General features: G+C 69.9%; 21 protein-coding genes. 12 read left to right on the top strand and 9 right to left on the bottom strand.

What is annotated here, in order from left to right; genetic code table 11:
* Positions 1-42 precede the first annotated feature (42 nt).
* Positions 43-1,008 (top strand): NAD-dependent epimerase/dehydratase family protein, encoded by a 966-nt coding sequence (locus tag ASD47_RS08395; protein WP_056754353.1) that lies wholly within the window; start codon positions 43-45, stop codon positions 1,006-1,008.
* On the opposite strand, the gene ASD47_RS08390 is transcribed toward ASD47_RS08395, so the two are convergent.
* From ASD47_RS08390 to ccrA, 3 genes are all read right to left on the bottom strand, one after another.
* Positions 1,005-2,729, bottom strand: a complete 1,725-nt coding sequence (locus ASD47_RS08390) for a hypothetical protein (RefSeq protein ID WP_056754351.1) — start codon at positions 2,727-2,729, stop codon at positions 1,005-1,007. The two genes, ASD47_RS08395 and ASD47_RS08390, sit on opposite strands and share 4 nt — an antisense overlap.
* The gene (locus tag ASD47_RS08385) at positions 2,726-4,426 is read right to left on the bottom strand and encodes an Hsp70 family protein (protein ID WP_056754348.1); all 1,701 of its coding nucleotides are present in this window, start codon (positions 4,424-4,426) and stop codon (positions 2,726-2,728) included. Before ASD47_RS08385 ends, ASD47_RS08390 begins: the two co-directional genes overlap by 4 nt.
* Before the next feature lie 114 nt (positions 4,427-4,540).
* Positions 4,541-5,824, bottom strand: a complete 1,284-nt coding sequence (ccrA, locus tag ASD47_RS08380; protein WP_056754345.1) for a crotonyl-CoA carboxylase/reductase — start codon at positions 5,822-5,824, stop codon at positions 4,541-4,543.
* A 284-nt stretch (positions 5,825-6,108) separates the two neighbouring features.
* On the opposite strand from ccrA, the gene ASD47_RS08375 reads away from it, so the two are divergent.
* The 4 genes from ASD47_RS08375 to ASD47_RS08365 all read left to right on the top strand — a co-directional run bounded on the left by ASD47_RS08375 (position 6,109) and on the right by ASD47_RS08365 (position 7,983).
* Entirely contained in the window at positions 6,109-6,849 is a 741-nt protein-coding gene (locus ASD47_RS08375; RefSeq protein WP_156402173.1) for an enoyl-CoA hydratase/isomerase family protein, read from the top strand.
* 392 nt (positions 6,850-7,241) lie between these two features.
* Positions 7,242-7,367 carry a hypothetical protein gene (locus tag ASD47_RS26590; RefSeq protein WP_156402172.1) on the top strand — a complete coding sequence of 42 codons (126 nt, stop codon included), beginning with the start codon at positions 7,242-7,244 and terminating at the stop codon, positions 7,365-7,367.
* Positions 7,368-7,389: 22 nt separating this feature from the next.
* Positions 7,390-7,722 carry a DUF6481 family protein gene (locus tag ASD47_RS08370; RefSeq protein WP_056754339.1) on the top strand — a complete coding sequence of 111 codons (333 nt, stop codon included), beginning with the start codon at positions 7,390-7,392 and terminating at the stop codon, positions 7,720-7,722.
* A gap of 12 nt (positions 7,723-7,734) precedes the next feature.
* Complete coding sequence (locus ASD47_RS08365; protein ID WP_056754336.1) at positions 7,735-7,983, top strand: hypothetical protein; 249 nt, start codon at positions 7,735-7,737, stop codon at positions 7,981-7,983.
* A 9-nt stretch (positions 7,984-7,992) separates the two neighbouring features.
* Here the strand turns inward: ASD47_RS08365 and ASD47_RS08360 are convergent, their stop codons facing one another.
* Entirely contained in the window at positions 7,993-8,844 is an 852-nt protein-coding gene (locus ASD47_RS08360) for a hypothetical protein (RefSeq protein WP_156402171.1), read from the bottom strand.
* Positions 8,845-9,061: 217 nt separating this feature from the next.
* Between ASD47_RS08360 and ASD47_RS08355 the strand changes: the two genes are divergently transcribed.
* The 3 genes from ASD47_RS08355 to ASD47_RS08345 all read left to right on the top strand — a co-directional run bounded on the left by ASD47_RS08355 (position 9,062) and on the right by ASD47_RS08345 (position 11,479).
* Entirely contained in the window at positions 9,062-9,349 is a 288-nt protein-coding gene (locus tag ASD47_RS08355) for a hypothetical protein (protein WP_056754330.1), read from the top strand.
* Positions 9,327-10,739: a glycoside hydrolase family 3 C-terminal domain-containing protein gene (locus ASD47_RS08350; RefSeq protein WP_056754327.1), complete on the top strand. Its 1,413-nt coding sequence runs from the start codon at positions 9,327-9,329 to the stop codon at positions 10,737-10,739. The genes ASD47_RS08355 and ASD47_RS08350 overlap by 23 nt, the downstream gene beginning before the upstream one ends.
* Before the next feature lie 68 nt (positions 10,740-10,807).
* A complete protein-coding gene (locus tag ASD47_RS08345; RefSeq protein WP_056754323.1) occupies positions 10,808-11,479 on the top strand; it encodes a phytanoyl-CoA dioxygenase family protein in 672 nt (223 codons plus the stop codon).
* Positions 11,480-11,507: 28 nt separating this feature from the next.
* Here the strand turns inward: ASD47_RS08345 and ASD47_RS08340 are convergent, their stop codons facing one another.
* Positions 11,508-12,599: a glycosyltransferase family 1 protein gene (locus ASD47_RS08340; protein WP_056754319.1), complete on the bottom strand. Its 1,092-nt coding sequence runs from the start codon at positions 12,597-12,599 to the stop codon at positions 11,508-11,510.
* Positions 12,599-13,429, bottom strand: coding sequence for a UDP-2,3-diacylglucosamine diphosphatase (locus ASD47_RS08335; protein WP_056754316.1), 831 nt, complete (start codon positions 13,427-13,429; stop codon positions 12,599-12,601). The genes ASD47_RS08340 and ASD47_RS08335 overlap by 1 nt, the downstream gene beginning before the upstream one ends.
* A gap of 262 nt (positions 13,430-13,691) precedes the next feature.
* Between ASD47_RS08335 and ASD47_RS08330 the strand changes: the two genes are divergently transcribed.
* Positions 13,692-14,321 (top strand): TetR/AcrR family transcriptional regulator, encoded by a 630-nt coding sequence (locus ASD47_RS08330; protein ID WP_056754312.1) that lies wholly within the window; start codon positions 13,692-13,694, stop codon positions 14,319-14,321.
* A 248-nt stretch (positions 14,322-14,569) separates the two neighbouring features.
* Here the strand turns inward: ASD47_RS08330 and ASD47_RS08325 are convergent, their stop codons facing one another.
* Together ASD47_RS08325 and ASD47_RS08320 are read right to left on the bottom strand one after the other, a co-directional pair.
* Positions 14,570-14,947, bottom strand: a complete 378-nt coding sequence (locus ASD47_RS08325) for a hypothetical protein (protein ID WP_056754309.1) — start codon at positions 14,945-14,947, stop codon at positions 14,570-14,572.
* Between the two features lie 243 nt (positions 14,948-15,190).
* The gene (locus tag ASD47_RS08320; protein WP_056754307.1) at positions 15,191-15,658 is read right to left on the bottom strand and encodes an Lrp/AsnC family transcriptional regulator; all 468 of its coding nucleotides are present in this window, start codon (positions 15,656-15,658) and stop codon (positions 15,191-15,193) included.
* A gap of 118 nt (positions 15,659-15,776) precedes the next feature.
* Here ASD47_RS08320 and ASD47_RS08315 point away from each other — a divergent pair, with 118 nt between their 5' ends.
* The 3 genes from ASD47_RS08315 to ASD47_RS08305 all read left to right on the top strand — a co-directional run bounded on the left by ASD47_RS08315 (position 15,777) and on the right by ASD47_RS08305 (position 19,028).
* A complete protein-coding gene (locus ASD47_RS08315; RefSeq protein WP_056754458.1) occupies positions 15,777-16,028 on the top strand; it encodes a DUF6356 family protein in 252 nt (83 codons plus the stop codon).
* Positions 16,029-16,266: 238 nt separating this feature from the next.
* Positions 16,267-17,700 carry an amino acid permease gene (locus ASD47_RS08310; protein WP_056754305.1) on the top strand — a complete coding sequence of 478 codons (1,434 nt, stop codon included), beginning with the start codon at positions 16,267-16,269 and terminating at the stop codon, positions 17,698-17,700.
* A 179-nt stretch (positions 17,701-17,879) separates the two neighbouring features.
* Complete coding sequence (locus ASD47_RS08305) at positions 17,880-19,028, top strand: acyl-CoA dehydrogenase family protein (RefSeq protein ID WP_056754301.1); 1,149 nt, start codon at positions 17,880-17,882, stop codon at positions 19,026-19,028.
* A gap of 171 nt (positions 19,029-19,199) precedes the next feature.
* Here the strand turns inward: ASD47_RS08305 and ASD47_RS08300 are convergent, their stop codons facing one another.
* Entirely contained in the window at positions 19,200-19,511 is a 312-nt protein-coding gene (locus ASD47_RS08300; protein WP_012284370.1) for a hypothetical protein, read from the bottom strand.
* Positions 19,512-19,769 lie beyond the last annotated feature (258 nt).

Below are 19,769 nucleotides of genomic sequence, written 5' to 3'. Positions count from 1 at the left end.
GCATAGGCTGGCGCTCGCGAGTCTGGAGTTTCGAGAAGCGGCATGGGCGTCCTGGTCCTTGGAGGGACGGGTTTCATCGGCGGCCCGGTGGTCGCGCGGCTGCTGGCCGACGGCGTCGAGACGGGCGCGGCCCACCACGGGGCGCGCGAGGTCGCGGCCGGGGCGGCGTCGGTGGTGCTGGACCGCCGCGACCCGGCGGCGGTGCTGGCGGCCGTGCGCGAGCTGGGCGCCGACACGGTGGTCGACCTGATCGCCTACACGGCGGCCGACACCCTGCCGCTGCTCGACGCCCTGTCGGGCCGTATCGCCCGCTACGTGCTGGTCAGCTCGGTCGACGTCTATCGCAACTACGAGGGCCTGCACCGCAAGGGCCGGCCGACGCCGATCTGGGACCGGCTGACCGAAGACGCCCCGCTGCGGGACAGCCGCTTTCCCTACCGCTTGGCCAGGCCGCGCGCGGCCGGCGATCCCCAGGCCTGGATGGACGACTACGACAAGATCCCGCTCGAAGAGGCGGCTCGCGCGACCGCGGGGCTGGAGGCGACCATCCTGCGCCTGCCCATGGTGTTCGGGCCCGGCGACCGCCAGCGGCGGTTCTCGTGGGCCATCCGGCCGATGGTCCAGGGCCGGCCGCGTTTCGTGATCCCCCATCCGTGGGCCGGCTGGCGGGCGACCTTCGGCTATGTCGACGACGTGGCGGCCGGGATCGCCCTGGCGGCGGTCCATCCCCGGGCCGGCGGCGACACCTTCAACCTGGGCCGCGCCAACACCCCGACCAACCTCGCCTGGGCCGCGACCTTCGCCGAACACCTGGGCTGGCCCGGCGAGATCCAGCTGGCCCATCCCGACGTGGCGCGCGGCGCCCTGGCCAAGGCGGTCTCAGGCCTGGACCTCGGCTACCCGTTGTTCGTCGACAACGCCAAGATCCGCCGCCGGCTGGGCTATGCCGAGGTCACGGACTTCGACGAGGCGCTGGCCCGGACGGCGGCCGACGAGATGGGGCGCTAGAGGTCCTTTTCCAAGGCGATCGCCCCGACCAGGGCGACCGCCACGCCGGCCAGCAGCCAAAGGCCGGTGACCTTCAGCCAGCCCAGTTCGGTCCCGGCCCCGACCATCACGAACAGGGAGAAGGCCTGGACCCGATAGCGCCATTGCAGGGCGGTCGGACCCAGGCCGCCAGCGGCGGGACGGTGCGCGAAGATGACGGCGGCCGTCGCCGCCGCGGCCAAGGCCGCGCCGCCGGTCGCCTCACGCGCGTCCAGGAGCTGCAGGGCGGTCCAGACCGCCGCGCCGGACAGGGCCAGGATCAGGGCGAAACGCAGAGGGCGGACGGTCCAGCGGTACCATAGGATCGGCAAGCTCGAGGCGCCGGCCGCGCTGGCGACCACGGCGCCGATGAAGGCCGCGGTCGCGGCCGGCGGCGTCGCTTCCGGAGCGACCATCATCAGGAAGCCCCACCAGACCACCAGGATGCTTTGGCCGACCACCAGCCTCAGCGGCAGGGGCCAGGCTTTCGGCGACGGATCGACCTCGACCTCGCTGGTGACCACCGCCCAGAGCGCCAGGGCGGCCGCGCAAAGGCCGACCCCGGCCGTCGCCCAGGCGTTGACGGGGGCCAGGCTGGCCAGAAGCAGCAGGGCGAGACTGAAGGGCGCCCAGCCGGCGCGGGCCCAGATCGGCGCCCGCCACTCCCAGCTCTCGCGCCAGCGCCGGCGAAGCGGAAGCACGCCGAAGATCCAGAGGCCGGATACCGCCAGGCAGGCCGCGGCGCCCATCATGTAGATCCCCAGCGCCATCAGCGGGCTGGTCATCAGGCCGAGCGGGGCGGGGACCAGCGGCGCCAGGACGGCGATGCACAGGACCAGGGGCGAAAGGTGGGGCCGGCCCAGGCGCTCCTCCCAGGCGGCCAGGGTCTCGGGGTCGACGTCGGCGCGCAGGCTGGGCCGGCGGTTGATCTGGGCCAGCACGGCGCCCATGGCCGGTTCGAAGCCGGGCCAGCACCGGTCGCGCCAACTCGGTCCCCGGTTCAGCGGCCGGGTCAAGGCCAGGAAGGCCGGGCGACGCGGGCCCCGGTCGCGAAGCAGGCCCGTGCGGAAAATGATGTCGGCGTCGCGGTCGAGCACCGCCTCGATCGCGCCGCCGCCATGCAGGCCGGTGCGGTCGCGGCTCCAGCGAAAGGCGTTGATGGCCGGTCGCACCAGGACGTCGGAACGCGGCGCGTTGTCGGCGATCAGGTGGGCGATGTGCTGCTCGGTGTGGACCGCCACCGCCAGCTCCTCCATGGCCGGCGAGGCGAGGATCGCGGCCAGGGCGGTCTCCAACTGGGCCGGGGCGTCGTCCCCATCGGCGACCAGCCGCTCCAGCTCGGTCAGCAGCCGTTCGTGCGCCTCATGGCCGTGCAGCGTCGATGGATCCGCACGCCGCCCGGCGTCGAACGCCCGGACGCCGCCCTGCAGCAGGGCCAGCACGTCCGCGGCGTCGGCGAAGACGCCGGCGACGGACGGGGGCTGGTCCTCCAGGTCCTGCTGCTCCTGGCCGTCGTCGTCTTCCCACGCCCAATCCCAGTCCAGCGCGGCCAGCGCCTGCTCATAGGCCTCGCGCAGGGTCCTGAAACCCTCGGCGTCATCCTCGGGGCTGGTGACCTTCAGCCGGCGGGCATAGGCCCGGCGGATGGCGTCGCGGTCGCGGACCGGCGCCAGGTCCAGGACCTCCCAGATCTGCGGGTTCACAGGAAGGTCTCGCCGTCCAGCGCGTCCAGGCCGTGGATCAACTCCTGCCGGGCGGCGTCGATCGCCCGCGGGTCCTGACGGTCCAGGACCGTCTCGAAGCGCGAGATCAGCTCGGCGACGTGAGCGCGGCGTTCGCCCAGGAACAGCTCGTAGCAGCGCGCAGCCCGGGCGCTGGCGGCGCGGTTGGCGTCCTGGTCGCGGGGATTGACCTTCAGGGCGGCCAGGGCGGCGCGGCGCTGTTCCAGGTCCGGCGGCGGGCCGTCCTGGTCGTCGACGATGACCAGCTGCCGGCGCTCGCCGGTGTGGGGCACATGGACGTCCACCTCGATCAGCCCGTTGACGTCGTAGCTGAAGCGCACCTCGACCTGGATCTCGCCCGCTCGGGCCGGCGGCACGGGGATCTCGATCCGACCCAGGCGGATGTTGTCGGCGACGAGCCGGGACTCGCCCTGGAAGACGTTGAACACCACCTTGCGCTGGCCCGGCTGGATGGTGCTGAACACGCTCATGCGGCTGGCCGGCACGACGGTGTTGCGTTCGATGACCGGCGAGAAGATGCCGTCACGCAGCGCTCCGCCCGGTCCGGTCTCGGCGATGTCGACGCCCAGCGAATAGGGGCAGACGTCGGTCATGACCACGTCCTTGAGGGCGGCGTCGCGCGCCTTCAATCCCGCCTGGATCGCCGCACCGATCACCACCGCCTCGTCCGGATGCACGGCGTTGGAGGGAAAGCGGCCGAACATCCGGGTCACCGCGCGGCGCACGATCGGCATGCGGGTGGCTCCGCCGACCAGGACGATCTCCTTGAGGGCGGCGGCCTGCACCGAGCCGTCGCGCAAGGCCCCCAGCACCGGCTCGCGCAGGCGGGCCAGCAGGGGCGCGGCCGCGGCCTCGAACGCCTCGGCCGTGACCTCCAGCGTCCAGCTCCCGTCCTGCCAGGTGACGGTCATGTCGGCGGCGGGCTGGTCGGTCAGGGTCCGGCGAGCTTTCTCGGCGGCGACCTGCAGGCGTTGGCGGAAGCCGAAGTCGGCCTCGGCCTTGCCCCAGGCCTTGCCATGCGCCTCGCGCATCATCTGCACCAGGACGGCGTTGAAATCCTCGCCGCCCAGCTGGTTGTCGCCGGTCGAGGCGCGGACCTCGATCACGCCCTCGAAGATCTCCAGCACCGAGACGTCGAAGGTGCCGCCGCCCAGGTCGAACACCAGGAAGCGGGTCTCGTCGCCCAGTTCATGGATTCCGTAGGCCAGGGCCGCGGCGGTGGGCTCGTTGAGCAGCCGCTCGACCTTCAGGCCCGCCAGCTCGCCGGCCCGTCGGGTGGCCTTGCGCTGCTTGTCGTTGAAATAGGCTGGCACGGTGATCACCGCCTCGGTGACCGGCTGGCCCAGATAGGCCTCGGCGTCGGCCTTCAGCCGCGCCAGCACCAGGGCCGACAGGTCCTCGGGCAGATAGTCTTGCTTGCCCAGGCGCGTGGTCCGGGTCGAGCCCATGTAGCGCTTGAACGTCGTGGCGGTCAGGGTCGGGTGGGTCGAGCGGCGCTCGCGCGCGGCCAGGCCGACCAGCAGAGCGCCGTCGTCGTCGAGGCCGACCGCCGACGGCGTCAGGACCGCGCCCAGGCTGTTGGGGATCAGCTCCACCTTGCCGTCACGCCAAACCCCCACCGCGCTATTGGTGGTGCCCAGGTCGATACCGATGATCACGCGACGCCCCCGTCCATCCTCTCGCCCGGGTCTAGCGGGTCAGGAACGGGCTGAACAGCCATTCTCTACCTTGGGACGCGCGCCCTGTGGCGAGACTGGCCGTCGCGGCGGACGTCAGCCGCCCCCGCTGATCTCCACCACCTCCTGGAACGTCCGCAGGCCTGGCCGCTGGGCGCAGACCAGCACGGCCATGTTGCCGGGCAGGTGCTGGTTGGCCAGCATCTTCTCGTGGGCGGCGGGGATGTCGTTCCAGGGGAAGACTTCCGACAGGCAGGGGTCCACCCGCCGGTCGATGACCAGCTGGTTGGCGGCGCTGGCCTGCATCAGGTTGGCGAAGTGGCTGCCCTGGACGCGCTTCTGGCGCATCCACAGGAAGCGGGCGTCCATGGTCAGGTTGAAACCGCTGGTGCCGGCGCAGATGGCCACCATGCCGCCGCGCTTGACCACGAACACGCTGACCGGGAAGGTCTGCTCTCCCGGGTGCTCGAACACCAGGTCGACGTCGCGGTTGCCGGTGACCTGCCAGATGGCTTTGCCGAACTTGCGGCTTTCCTTCATGTAGTCGGCGAATTCGGGGCCGTTGACCTTGGGCAGCTGGCCCCAGCAGTTGAATTCCTTGCGGTTCAGCACCGCCTTGGCGCCCATGCTCCTCACATAGTCGATCTTGTCGTCGTCGCTGACCACGCCGATGGCGTTGGCCCCGACCACGGCGGCCAGCTGCACGGCGAACACGCCCAGACCGCCCGAGGCCCCCCAGACCAGCACGTTCTGGCCGGGCTTCAGTTCGTGCGGCTTGTGGCCGAACAGCATGCGGTAGGCGGTGGCCAGGGTCAGGGTGTAGCAGGCGGCCTCTTCCCAGGTCAGGTGCCGGGGCCGCGGCATCAGCTGGCGCGACTGCACCCGGCAGAACTGGGCGAAGCTGCCGTCCGGGGTCTCGTAGCCCCAGATCCGCTGGCTGGACGAGAACATCGGGTCGCCGCCGTTGCACTCCTCGTCGTCGCCGTCATCCTGGTTGCAGTGGATGACCACCTCGTCGCCCAGCTTCCAGCGCTTGACCTTGGCGCCGACCTTCCAGACGATCCCCGAGGCGTCTGACCCGGCCACGTGATAGGCCTGCTTGTGGCCGTCCAGCGGGCTGATCGGCTCGCCCAGCGCGGCCCAGACGCCGTTGTAGTTGACGCCCGCGGCCATCACCAGCACCAGCACCTCGTCCTCGCCGATCTCCCAGGTGGGCACGACCTCGACCCGCATGGCCTGGGACGGCTTGCCATGGCGCTCCTTGCGGATGGCCCAGGCGTACATAGTCTTGGGCACATGGAAGGCCGGCGGGATCTCGCCGATCTCGTAGAGGTCCTTCAACTCGGGCGCGTTCCCGGTCTGGGCCAGCGTGTCGGTCATCTCACTCCCCGGTCTCTTCGGCGCTGCAACACGAACGCTCGAACGGCTTCCTGCGCTCCGTGGACCATTCCGCCGGCTCGGAACCCGGCGTCGGTCCATCCTTATGGCCTCCGCGCGCGATGTTCAGCCGCCAAGGTCGGCCCAGGCTGTGACAAGCGTTTAACTCTGGCAAGGGAAAGTTGTTGCGTCGCAGCATGGTTGCGCATGAAACGACCGTCGTCCGCGCCGACCAAGAAGGAACGGCTCAGCTTTCCAAACCAGCCCTCATCCGCCACGTTCGACCGATGAGCGCGATGATCCACGTCAGCCGCCCCACCGGCTCGATCCTGCTGCTGGAGCTGGACGCCCCGCCGGCCAACGCCCTGGGGCTGGCCGTGCGGGCCCAGCTGGTCAAGATCCTAGACGAGATCGCCACCGACGACGAGGTTCGCGCGGTGGTGCTGACCGGCCGGGGCGGGGTGTTCTGCGCCGGCGACGACCTGCGCGAGGCTCTTGGACGGACCGCGCCCGACGCCCTGGCGGCGGTCGAAAACTTCAACCGGCTGATGGACTGGATCGAGGCCCTGCGCGTGCCGCTGATCGCCGCCATCGACGGCTGGTGCTTCGGCGGCGGGCTGGAGCTGGCCCTGGCCTGCGACATCCGCCTGGCCAGCGACCGCGCGGTGTTCGCCGCCTCCGGGGTCAATATCGGGCTGATGGCCTCGGTCACGCGCCTGCCCCGGCTGATCGGCCCGGCGCGGGCCAAGGCCCACCTGCTGACGGGCGCCCAGTTCGGCCCCGAACGGGCCCTGGCCGACGGGATCGTCACCGCGGTGCACCCGCCCGAGCGCCTGCTGCCCGAAGCCTTCCACCTGGCCGAATGGATCGCCTCGCGCGCGCCCCTGGCGGTGGAGGCCACCAAGCGCGTCGTCGACGGCCGGTCCTATGTCGAGGAGGAGCTGCCGGCCCTGGTGGCCAGCGCCGACCACCGCGAGGCGATCGCCGCGTTCATGGCCAAGCGCTCGGCGCTGTTCCGGCGAGGATGACCCCAATCGGCGGGACGTGGGAACGTATTTCCAACGGCCGGTCCCGCAACCGTGCTAAACTCTCCCAAAGGCGCTAGGACGCGCCCTCGACGAGTTCCAGCCCGCTTGGCGGGCCGTCTCGACGCACCCCGGAAAGGGGTCGCATGACCGTCAGTCGCCACGACCAGCGCCCTTCACGGACCTGATATCGCCGTTCACCGCGCGCGCCGTCGCGCGCGGCCTCTCTGTCGAAAAAGGAACGCTCCTTGTCCAAAGGCAATCGTGAAGTCCGCAAGCCCAAGACCGCCAAGCCCAAGGTGATCGCCGCCGCCGCGCCGACCCTGCTGTCGCCGCTGGGCGGCAAGAAGAAATAGCCGTCGCGTTCCCGTCGCCCCCGATCGAAGGAGACTTCCATGAAGACCTATCCCGGAACCCGCCCCACGGGGCCCAAGGGCCTCAACGATCCCCGCTCGACCGGTAATCAGCCCACGCGGCCCCGGCCGATCGACCCTGACGCCCTGCGCGGCACCAAGACCTGAGCCCTCCAATGAAGAGCACGACATGAACGAGACCAAGGGCGCCCGGTTGGCCGACCGGCTGAAGACGGCCGCCGAGGCCAAGCAGGCGCTGCTGGCCAAGTTCAAGCCCAGGCCGGCGGCCGCCGACCCGCTGTTCGGCGAGCGCGGCGTCGCGGCGGCGGCCGAGCTGAAGGCCGTCCGCGCCGAACGCCAGGCGGTCCGCACCGTCAAGAAGAAGGCGGCCGACGCCGTCGCCGCCGGGGCGGCGGTCGCGGCCGTCGAGCGCGCCGAACGCAAGCGGGCCAAGGCCCCCACCGAGGCCGAGGCCAAGGACAAGCGCGACGCCAAGTACGCGGCCCGCAAGGCGCGCCGCTGATGGCCCCTGTTGATGTCTAAGCGCGCCCCCGTTCCGGTCTCGCCGTTCGGCTCGCAGGACTATGAGCTGCTGTGCGACAACCTGGTCACCCTGCGCGAGGCCCATATCCGCTCGCGCCACGCCCGGCCGATGCGGGTGGGCGACCTGTGCACGCTCACCCAGGATGGCGAGGTCTACGAGCTGGTGGTCACCGACTTCACCGATCGCGGCGGCGAGGGCTGGAGCGTCCGCTGCCGGATCATCGAGGCGCTCCGCCGCTGATGTCCGAGCCTACATCGACTTGATCAGCGCCCACTGCGCCGTCCGCGCCTCGGCGCGTTCGCAGAGACGCGGCGTGCGCGAGGCGTCCGGACCGGCGCACCAGGACGCCAGGGCTTCGGCTCCCTCGTCGGTGGTGAAATCGACGATCGCGGCGTCCATCAGGGCATATCGATCGGCCGAGGGCGAAGGGGGCTTCAGCCATGTGAAATGGGCCGCGGACATCAGGGCGTCCTTGGCCGTCCAGACGTAGATCGTCGAGGGCGGCTGACCCGCGCGGTTCATCAGCCAGGCCCGTTCGGCGACCTTCATGACGAGCTCCGCGGGTCCAGCGACCCGAACCTCGGCGGGATCCCTCTGGCTCGGCGGGATGTCGGCGCCGGGCATGGGATTGCCACGGATCTCTTCCTGGAACCAGGCGGCCGAAATCTGGGCGGCGGTCAGGAAGCGCACATAGGCCTTGTGGTCGCCCCAGGCGCAGCCGTTCACCTGCTGGTGCATGCCTTCCGAATTCACGAACGTGGATTTGATCAGCACGGCGGGATGGGCCGGGTGGCCCGGTTGGGTGAACACGTAGATCCTGTCCTCGCCATCCACGGGATAGACCGCCACCTTGGCCCACACCGTTGAAGCGTCAGGAAGATCGTTCGACGGTTCGGCGGCCTGCAGCGCCTCATAGCCGGGCTGATTCCTCGACCGGGCCTTGGCGTAGTCGAGGAAGGCGTTGTAGCGGGCGGCGCAGTTGGGGCTGGTCGTGTCGACGGCGCCCTGGACCCTTCCATAGGGCTCGAAGACGGATTTCGGCGCGGGTTTGCAACCGGCGACCAAGCTGAGCGCGCACAGCGCCACGATGGATGAAAACAAGGATGACCCCATGCCGGCAGTGGGCACGGGCAAACCGGCCCGGGCAAGGGCGAAGCTTTAAGGTACCGGTACCTTTTTGCTGTTCCGGATCCCCAGCTTATGTCTACATAATCCCTGACACCGGTGTCGTGCCGGCCAAGACGACCTTGCAAGGTCGCGGGACGAGGGGAAACGCGTGAAGGCTTCAACGATCAGACCGTCGAGCTGCGCGCTCGCCTTGGCCCTTTCCCTGGCGTCCGGCGCCGCCTGCGCCCAGGCCCCCGCCGCCTTCCTCGATCCGACCCTGAAGCCGGAAGCCCGCGCCGCGGCCCTGGTCTCGGCCATGACCCTGGAGGAGAAGGCCGGCCAGTTGAAGCACGCCGCCCCGGCCATTCCGCGCCTCTCCGTCCCGGCCTACAACTGGTGGAGCGAGGGGCTGCACGGCGTGGCTGCTGAAAAACAACGGCCTGCTGCCGCTGAAGGCCGCGCCCGCCCGGATCGCGGTGATTGGTCCCAACGCCGATAGCCTGGACGCTCTGGTCGGCAATTATAATGGCACGCCGTCCCGGCCGGTCACCGTGCTGGCGGGGCTGCGCGAGCGATTCCCCGGCGCGAAGATCGAAGTCGTCGAGGGCAGCGGCTGGACCGAGGCGCCGCGCGAGGCCGTGCCGGACTCGGCGCTGAAGGACCTGACGGTCGAGACCTTCCAGGGGCTGGACCTTGAAGGGCCGGCGACGGCGCCGCAGCCGGCGACCAACGCGGCCTTCGGCTGGGGGCGGCCCCAGCGCCAGGCGCGCCAGACCTCGATGCGCTGGACCGGGGTGCTGACCTCGACCGAGACCGGCGTCCACCGCTTCTCGGTCAGCGGCGAGGGCGGCTACCGGGTGATCGTCGATGGCCGGATCGTGGTCGACGCCTGGACCCGGGCCCCGGACTCCGCGCCCGACGGCGAGGTCGCCCTGACGGCCGGCAAGGCCTACGCGATCGTCGTCGAGGCCAACCAGTCCGGCTCGCGCGGCGACCTGCGCCTGCAATGGAGCCGGCCCAGCCGAGGGGCCGACGCCGCCGTGGCCGCGGCCAAGGCCGCCGACCTGGTGGTCTTCGTCGGCGGGCTGACCGCCAAGCTGGAAGGCGAGGAGATGTCGGTGCGGGCCAAGGGCTTCGCCGGGGGCGACCGCACCAGCCTGGACCTGCCCGCCGCCCAGGAGGGCCTGCTGGAGCGCCTGCACGCGACCGGCAAGCCCATCATCCTTGTACTGATGAATGGCTCCGCCCTAAGCGTGAACTGGGCCGACGCCCACCTGCCGGCCATCGTCGAGGCCTGGTATCCGGGCGGCGAGGGCGGTCGCGCGGTGGCCGGTCTGCTGGCCGGCGACTTCAGTCCGGCCGGCCGCCTGCCGGTGACCTTCTATCGGTCCGCCGACCAACTGCCGCCGTTCAAGGACTACGGCATGGCCGGCCGCACCTACCGCTATTTCGCCGGCGAGGCGCTATATCCGTTCGGCCATGGCCTCAGCTACACGCGGTTCGCCTATGGCAAGCTGGTGCTGGAGCGGGCGACGGTGAAGGCGGACCAGACCCAGGGCGTCGAGGTCGAGGTCACCAATCGCGGCGGGCGCGACGGCGACGAAGTGGTCCAGCTCTACGTGTCGCGCGACGCGCCCGGCGCGCCGGTGCGGTCGCTGCAAGGCTTCCAGCGGATCCATCTGAAGGCCGGCGAGACCCGCCGCGTGCGGTTCGCGCTGGACGGGGCGGCGATGAGCGTCGTCGGACCTGACGGGACGCGGTCGATCGCCGCCGGTCCGGTGAGGCTGTGGATCGGCGGCGGCCAGCCGTTGGCGCGGCCGGGCCTGGCCGCGCCGGCCGGCGTCGAGGCGCGGTTCGTCGTCGAAGGCGGTCGGACGGCCGCGGACTGACCCGCCGGTGGACGGCGCCGCGCGGCGGGGGCAGGATCGCGGCGATCTCCCGCCGGTTCCGGAGCGCCATGAGCCAAACCCTGACGCCCGCCAAGGTCGCCCCGCTCGAGGCGGACCAGGCCGCGGCCCTGGACCGCGACGGTTACCTGCTGCTGCGCGGCGTCGTGCCCGAGGCCTGGCGCGCCGCCCTGCGCGACGCCTTCGACGCCGGCGTCGGCCTGCCCGAACAATGGGCCGCGCCGCGCAGTCCCGACTGGCGCCACGCCCTGGTCGATCTGGATCCCACGGTGCAGCGGACCTGCCGGCTGCCGTCCCTGCTGGCGGCGGCGGGGCGGATGCTGGGCGGGCCGTTCTTCCTCTGCCAGGTCGAGGGCCGCGAGCCGCTGGCGGACGGCGGCCACCAGCCGCTGCATCGCGACGGGGCCGGCCAGAAGGCCGTGGCGGCCCTGGTGTTCCTCGATCCCTACGGGCCCGACAACGGCGCCACCCGCCTGGTGCCGCGCCTGCTCGACCCGGGCGGGCCGGACGACGAGGCCCTGTCCATCGTCCTGGCGGGCGAGGCGGGCGACATCCTGGTGTTCGACGCCGACCTGCTGCACGGGGCCACCCGCAACCGCTCCGGCGCGCGGCGGCGCTCGCTGCTGCTGAGCTTCAAGCCCGAACGCGACCGGGCGGACGAGGAGGCCTGCCGCGCCGTCCGCAACGTGCGCATGGACCGCAGCGAGGTGTTCGTCGTGTGAGCGGGGAGGCGTCTCAAGCGCCGCCGCCTCAGGCGGCGGGCTTGCGCCTCAGCCGCGCCAGGCGCCGCAGCCGGCGCCAGAAGCGGGTCTTTTCCGGCTCGGGATAGGGCTGCAGGTTCTTGTAGAACTCCTCGGCGCAGGCTCGCCACGAGAAGCCCTCGGCGAACTTGCGCACCGCCGTGTGGTCGATGTCCAGGCAGGCCAGGCAGGCCTCGCGCAGGCCGTCGGTCTGGCCGGGGGCCAGCACGCCGGCGCCGGAGCCGGGGATGATGTCGATCGGGCCGGGGGCCGAGAACGCCGCCACCGGCACGCCGGCGGCCATGGCCTCCAGGATCACCAGGCCGAATGTGTCGGTCAGGGACGGGAAGCAGAACACGTCGGCGCAGGCGAAATAGCGGCCCAGCTCCTCGCCGAACTTGGCGCCGGTGAACACCACGTCGGGATATTTCTCGGCCAGTTCCTCGCGCTGGGGGCCGTCGCCGACGATCACCTTGGTGCCGGGCAGGTCCAGGCTGGCGAAGGCCTCGATGTTCTTCTCGACGGCCACGCGGCCGACATTGAGGAAGATCGGCCGGGCCAGGCCCTCGAACACGTCGGGCTCGCCTTCCTGGCGGGGGCGGAACACGTCGGTGTCGACGCCGCGGGTCCAGGGCGAGATGTTGCGGAAGCCGTGGCGGATCAGCTCGTCGCGCATGGTCGGGGTGGCGACCATCAGCCGGCCCGACGGCTTGTGGAACCAGCGCATGTAGGTGTAGCCGGCCGACAGCGGCAGCGGCAGGCGGGCCGACACGTATTCGGGAAAGCGCGTGTGGTAGCTGGTGGTGAACGGCAGCTTCCATTCCAGGCAGATGCGGCGGGCGGCCAGGCCGATCGGCCCCTCGGTGGCGATGTGGATCGCCTCCGGCTCGAACGACTTGAAGCGCTCCATCACCGGCTCGTAGGCCCCGATGGCCAGCTTGATCTCCGGATAGGTCGGCAGCGGGAAGGTGGGGAACTGGTCGGGGCTGACGACGTCGACCTCGTGGCCCATGGCTTTCAGCTCGGCCATCACCTTGGTGAGGGTCCGGACCACGCCATTGACTTGCGGTTCCCAGGCATCGGTGGCGAGTAGTATCCGCATCAGGCGGCGGCTGGCTCCGCTATCGGGGGCTCGAGGGTGAGCGCCCGCGCCCGGTCGATCACCGACCAGGACCTAAGCTTGGACCATTCCAGGATTTCGAGCCGTCCGTCCATATGTTCCACCAGCGCGGTGCAGCTTTCCACCCAATCGCCGTCGTTGACATAGAGCACGCCGTCGATCTCGCGCATCTCGGCCTTGTGGATATGGCCGCAGATCACGCCGTCGACGCCGCGACGACGGGCTTCGTCGGCGACGGCGGCCTCGAAATTCTCGATGAACTGCAGGGCGTTCTTCACCTTGACCTTCAGATAGGCCGAAAGACTCCAGTAGCCGAACCCCAGCTTGCGGCGTGCGCGGTTGAGCAAGGTGTTCAGCATCAGGATGGTCCTATAGGACCAGTCGCCCAGGAAGGCCAGCCACTTGGCGTGCTGCACCACCCCGTCGAACTCGTCGCCGTGCACCACCAGGTAGCGCTTGCCGTCGGCCGCCTCGTGGATCACGTCGCGGACCACCACCACCCCGCCGAAGTGGACGCCGCAGAAGTCGCGCACCCGGTCGTCGTGGTTGCCGGGCACATAGATCACCTCCACGCCCTTGCGGGCCAGGCGCAGGATCTTCTGCACCACGTCGTTGTGGCTCTGCGGCCAGTGCCAGCCGCTGCGCAGCTTCCAGCCGTCGATGATGTCGCCCACCAGGTAGAGCTTGTCGCATTCGACATGGCGGATGAAGTCCAGCAGCAGCTCGGCCTGGCAGCCGCGGGTGCCCAGGTGCACGTCGCTGATGAAGATCGAGCGGTAGCGGCGGATCTCGATGTCGGTGTCGGTGACCATGGCTTGCCCCTCCGGCGGTCTGGTCGGCGTTCCAGCCCGGTCCCCCCGGACCGGTCGCGGCCCCGATCCTGTCGGAGCGCTCAAGGGCGGCGATTAAGCTGATTGCATGTCGCTTTCGTGAAACGGGGCGCCGCCCGTCACGCGGCGCGGCGCCGCACCGACGCCCGAAATTTGACCATCGGATGAAACTTGCCGGACGGGCGAAGCTTTGCCGGCCCTGGGCTGTTGCAGCGCAACATGGCTTTGGACTAGACCAGGGTTCATGGACGCCGCCCGCCTCGCCAAGGATACGCCCAAGTCGCTCAAGACCCGGGCGAGGATTCTCGACCACGCGATGCGGCTGATCGCCGAGATCGGCTATTACGCCGCGACCAATCCGGTGATCGCCGACGCGGCGGGGCTGACGCGCGGGGCGATGCTCTACCACTTCCCCAGCCGCGAGGCGCTGGTCGAGGCGGCCGTGGCCCACGTCCAGGCCGAGCGCTCGGCCCTGTTCCGCGCCGCCGCCGACGGCCTGCCGCCGGGCGCCGACGTCACCGAGCACGCCATCGACAGCTACTGGGACCTGCTGCACACCGTGCCGTTCCTGGCCTTCGCCGAGTTGGAGGCCGCCGGCCGCACCGACCCGGCCGTCCAGGCCCTGCTGGCCCCGGCCCAGGCCGAGTTCGACCGCGCCCAGGCCGGCGACCACTTCCTGAAGATCCTCCACGCCGGCGCCGGCCCGAGGTTCCAGGCCTCGCGCGACCTGGCGCGGTTCATGCTGGAAGGCCTGGCGCGCGCCTCGCTGACCTATGACAGCGACGGCCGGCGCGAGCGGCTGCTGATGCTGATCAAACGGGCCACGCACATGCTGAACCGCAAGGGCGACGTGCAGGATCTCTGGCCGGACTAGGCGGCGAAACCGGGTTTCGGCTCGCGTCGAGCCGGGGACGCGCACTCATGGCAAGGCGTTGGTCGGGTCGCCGGGGCGTCTGGCGTGAGTGCGTGTCCCCACCTTGATCTGCTGCGTCCGGCCTTTCTTCAGGGCGAGCGATCCAGCCGCCGGGATGGCGTTGGGTACAGGCACGCACCTCAAGGCTTCGGCAAGCTTGCGGACGCGCTGTCCTGCGTGCCTGTCCCCGGGCGGCTGGCGAGTCGCCCTCACAATCGCGCCCGCCCGCCGCCCTTCAGCTTCTCCAGCGCCCGGCGCGAGAGCTCGGCCTGGGCGGCGGCGGGGGCGCGGGCGGCGACCAGGGCTTCGGCGGCCAGGCCGGGCGCCATCACCCGGGCCAGCACTTCGGCCTTGGCCGCGACATTGGCGTCGGCTTTCGACTCCTTCGGGGTGATCAGCGCCACCTTGCGGGCCTGGGCGGCCAGCTCGCCGATGGCCCTGAGCCGCTCACGGACCCGCTTGATCTCGGCGGGATCGTCGCAGTGCTCGAGAATCGCCCAGGCGGCGTCGAGGGCGGCCATCAGCTTGGTCTGCAGGGCCTGGCGCCAGGCCAGGGACGGGGCGGGGGTGTGTTGGGTCTGGGTCATGACCAGAAGTGTGCGCCCGCCCCGGAGGGTGGGGACAGGAAACGTGCGTTTTCGTGCAGCACCTTGATTTCGTTGACGTCGGGGTTGGATTTCGGGGGGATAGACGACCGTGACGCAGCCGGGGACACGCCCTTGCGGCGTGTCCCCTTCGGCCGGCGCGGCGCCGCACGTCCTGACCTTCCGGGATGAAGGTGGGGACACGCCGCGAGGGCGTGTCCCCGGCCGCGACCCTGTGGATAACTTTCAGCTCGTCGCGATCGGCAACGCCGTTGTGAACTTGATCTGCTCCATGGCGAAGCTGGACGACACGTCGGTCAGCGGGGCGGTGGCGATCAGGCGGCGGTAGAAGCGGTCATAGGCGGCGATGTCGCGCACCACGACCTTGAGCAGGTAGTCGACATCGCCGCTCATCCGGTAGAACTCGACCACCTCGGGCAGGGCCTTGGCGCCGGCCGCGAAGGTCGCCAGCCAGTCCTCGTCGTGGCGGCCGGTCTTGACCGCCACGAACACCGTCAGCGGCAGGTCCAGGGCGTCGCGGTCGATCAGGGCGACGCGTGCGGTGATCACCCCGCTGTCCTGCAGCCGCTTGACCCGCTTCCAGCACGGCGTCTGTGACAGGCCCACCCGTTCAGCCAACTCGGCGATGGGGACGGTGGCGTCCTGCTGCAGGATGGCCAGCAGGCGGCGGTCGATCTGGTCCAGCGAAATCATTCTCTATCCGGCCGCCATTCAGGAATTGAGTTCTCCAAACCTGCCACGGCGCGGCGATTGAGACCATGTCATTCTCGCCAGGCGAGGCATCATGGAACGAGGTTTCCTGGGGCCCGTCATGCTCGATCTCTTCACCCGCCACCCCCGCTCGGTCGACGAGACCTATGGCGAGCACATGGCCGTGGCCTGGAGCTTCGCCGTCCCGATGCTGCTGGGCGGCGTGGCCTGTTTCGTCCACGGGATCTTCCCGTTCCTGTTCGAGACCACCGGCAGCCGCTGCGTGAAGCTGCTCTACACCCGGATCGCCAACCGGGGCCGCAAGGCCGACGCCGAACTGCCCAACTGGGCGGCCTTCGACGCGGTGATCTGAGCTAACGTTCCTTCTCCCCTTGCGGGAGAAGGTGGCGGCCGAAGGCCGACGGATGAGGGGTCGATAGGCGATCGCCGAAAGATTCCAAATACGCCGTCGGACACGTCGGCGAGACCCCTCATCCGACCTGCTTTGCAGGCCACCTTCTCCCGCAAGGGGAGAAGGAAGGTGAAATTCTCCCCCTTGGCGGCGGCGCGTCGCTAGCCCATCGTCCCCGGCAAAGAGTCGGGAGAAGAACTTGAGCATCTGGAACCGCCGCAAGGCGATCGACACGGCGAGCGGCGACCCCGCCCACGCGCTGAAGAAGACCCTGAGCTGGTATCACCTGGTGGCCCTGGGCGTCGGGGCCATTGTCGGCACCGGCATCTATGCCCTGACCGGCGTCGGGGCGGGGCTGGCCGGGCCGGGCGTGATGCTGTCGTTCCTGATCGCCGGGGCGGTCTGCGCCTGCGCGGCCCTATGCTACGCCGAGCTGTCGACCATGATCCCGGCCTCGGGCAGCGCCTATACCTACAGCTATGTGGCCATGGGCGAGCCGGTGGCCTGGTTCGTGGGCTGGAGCCTGATCCTCGAATACACCCTGGTCTGCGCGGCCGTGGCCGTCACCTGGTCGGCCCATGCGGCGGGCCTGTTCCGGATGGCCGGCTTTCCGGAATTCCTGCTGGCGGGGCCGCACGTCGAGCTGGCCGACGGGACGCATGGCCTGATCAACCTGCCCGCCGTGATCATCTCGTTCGTCGTCGCCGGCCTGCTGGCCGTGGGCAGCCGGGAAAGCGCCACGATCAACATGGTGCTGGTGGTCATCAAGATCGCGGCCCTGGCCCTGTTCGTGGCCCTGTGCCTGCCGGCGTTCGACGCCAGCCATTTCACGCCGTTCATGCCCAAGGGGTTCGCCGCCCACACGGTCGAGGGGAGCGGTCCCAACGGGATCAAGGTGGGGGTCATGGCCGCCGCCAGCCTGATCTTCTTCGCCTTTTACGGCTTCGACGCGGTGTCGACCGCCGCCGAGGAGACCAAGAACCCCAAGCGCGACCTGACCATCGGCATCGTCGGCTCGATGCTGGCCTGCACCCTGATCTACATGCTGGTGGCCGGCGTCGCGATCGGCGCCTCGCGGGCCGAGGTGTTCTCCAAGAGCGAAGCGCCGCTGGTGTTCATCCTGGAAACCCTTGGCCATCCGAAGATGGGCGAACTGGTGGCCCTGGCGGCGGTGGTCGCCCTGCCGACCGTCATCCTGGCCTTCATGTACGGCCAGAGCCGGATCTTCTTCGTGATGGCGCGCGACGGCCTGCTGCCCCCGGCCCTGTCGCGGGTAAATCCCAAGACCGGCACGCCGGTGTTGATGACCCTGCTGACCGGCGCCCTGGCGGCCGTGCTGTCGGGCCTGCTGTCGCTGAAGGACCTCGCCGAGCTGGCCAACGCCGGCACCCTGGCGGCCTTCATCGCGGTGGGGCTGTCGGTGATCATCCTGCGGGTGCGCGACCCGGGCCGGCCGCGGATGTTCTCCACCCCGCTGTGGCAAGTGGTGGCGCCGGGGGCCATCCTGGGCTGCCTGTACCTGTTCTACAGCCTGCCGGCCAAGACCCAGCTCTACTTCCTGTACGCTCATGGCGTCGGGGCGCTGGTCTATCTGGCCTACGGGATGCGCAAGAGCGTGCTGGCGCGGGCCTAGGGCCGATCGCGCGACATGGGAAATCGCGCGGCTCGCCCCAGGCTCCTGTTTCGCGTCGCCTTTGCGGAAAGCCGGTCTCGGCTTTTCCGCGCGAGGCTTTGGCCCGACCACCCTCTTCCCTTCGTGCGTTCCGCCGCTACAGTCTGCTCAAAACAGATGTTTGAAGCGGAAGGAACGCCATGGCCCTGGACCTCGAGACCCGCGAGCAGCTGATCGACACGGTGCGGCGTTTCGTCGCTGAGCGGCTGCGCCCGATCGAGGCCAAGGTCGCCGAGGACGACGCCGTGCCCGCCGAGATCATCGAGGAGATGAAGGGCCTGGGCCTGTTCGGCCTGTCGATCCCAGAAGCGTTCGGCGGCCTGGGCCTGAACATGGAGGAAGAGTGCCTGGTCGGCATCGAGTTGGGCCGCGCCTCGCCGGCCTTCCGCTCGGTGTTCGGCACCAATGTCGGCATCGGCAGCCAGGGGCTGGTGATGTTCGGGACCGACGAACAGAAAGCCAAGTGGCTGCCCGGCATCGCGTCCGGCGAGATCGTCACCTCGTTCGCCCTGACCGAGGCCGAGGCCGGGTCCGACAGCGCCGCCGTCCAGACCCGGGCCGTGCTGGACGGCGACGACTATGTGCTGAACGGCAACAAGCGGTTCATCACCAACGCCGGCAAGGCCTCGCTGTTCACGGTAATGGCCCGCACCAATCCCGAGGTGAAGGGCGGCTCGGGCGTCTCGGCCTTCCTGGTCCCGCGCGACCTGCCGGGCCTGAGCGTCAGCAAGCCCGAGAAGAAGATGGGCCAGCAGGGGGCCCATATCCACGACGTGACCTTCGACAATGTCCGCGTGCCGGCCTGGAACCGGCTGGGCGAGGAGGGCGAGGGCTTCAAGGTGGCCATGCAGGTGCTGGACCGCGGGCGGCTGCACATCGCCGGGGTCTGCGTGGGCGTGGCCGAGCGCCTGCTGGCCGACTGCGTGGCCTATGCCAGCGAGCGCAAGCAGTTCGGCCAGCCGATCGCCAGCTTCCAGCTGATCCAGGCGATGATCGCCGACAGCAAGACCGAGGCCCTGGCGGCCCGGGCCCTGGTGCTGGAGACCGCCCGCAAGCGCGACGCCGGCGAGGGCGTGACCCTGGAGGCGGCGGCCGCCAAGCTGTTCGCCTCGGAAATGGTCGGGCGGGTGGCCGACCGGGCGGTGCAGATCTTCGGCGGGGCCGGCTATGTCGCCGACTACGGCATCGAGCGGCTGTATCGCGACGTGCGGATCTTCCGGATCTACGAGGGCACCAGCCAGATCCAGCAGCTGGTCATCGCCCGCGAGACGCTGAAGCGGGGCGGGTAGGGGATTTGCCGCCGGGGACAGGCACATGCGCCTGTCCCCATTCGGCGCACGCCCGCCAAAACGCAAAACGCCCCCGCCGGCCCCGGGCCGGAACGTCCCCTGTAAGGACGCTCCGGCGGAGCCAGCGGAGGCGTATTAAGATCTCTCCGGGAAGGGAGAGAGCTTTTAGACTTACGCGCCGCCCGGGAAGCGGAACGGAACCTTCACGGTGCCGGTCTTGGCGCCCATCGGCAGCTTTTCAGCAATGCACATGGCGGCCTTGTCGAAACCCTTGCCGGCCGCGCTGTTGTCGACGACCTTGCACTCGGTCAGCTTGCCGGCGTCAGCCGTGCATTCCAGCATGACCTGGGCGGCGTCGCGCGTGTTGGCGAACTGTTGCAGGCAACGGCCCATTTGGTCTTCGAAGCCGCCAGCCGCCGAGGCGGCTTGAGCGACGAAAAAGCTGCCAGCGATTCCCGCGGCAATAGCGATCGGATATTTCATCCCGCTGCTCCTAATAGTGTGTCTCGCCCTTCGGACGTCGCGTCGTCCGGACGCCTGAGCTTTTTCGCAGAACCGAGTTAAAATATTCTGAGTCACCGGAAGATAGTTTTATTCATTTATCGGTAACCACGCTTACTTGGCGAATACGCCAGTTTCACTTGAAACTACACTCAGAATCCACCGTCGACGACTCGACCCTTGCATGGGCGTGACTCACGCGCGCGCCCGGTCCTTAAATTCCAGGAAATTCCAGGGCGG

Source organism: Caulobacter sp. Root1472 (assembly GCF_001426985.1).
In the GTDB taxonomy this organism is placed as follows: Bacteria; Pseudomonadota; Alphaproteobacteria; order Caulobacterales; family Caulobacteraceae; genus Caulobacter; species Caulobacter rhizosphaerae.
The sequence above is the reverse complement of the archived record's forward strand: the minus strand, read 5'-3'. Positions and strand labels throughout refer to the sequence as shown.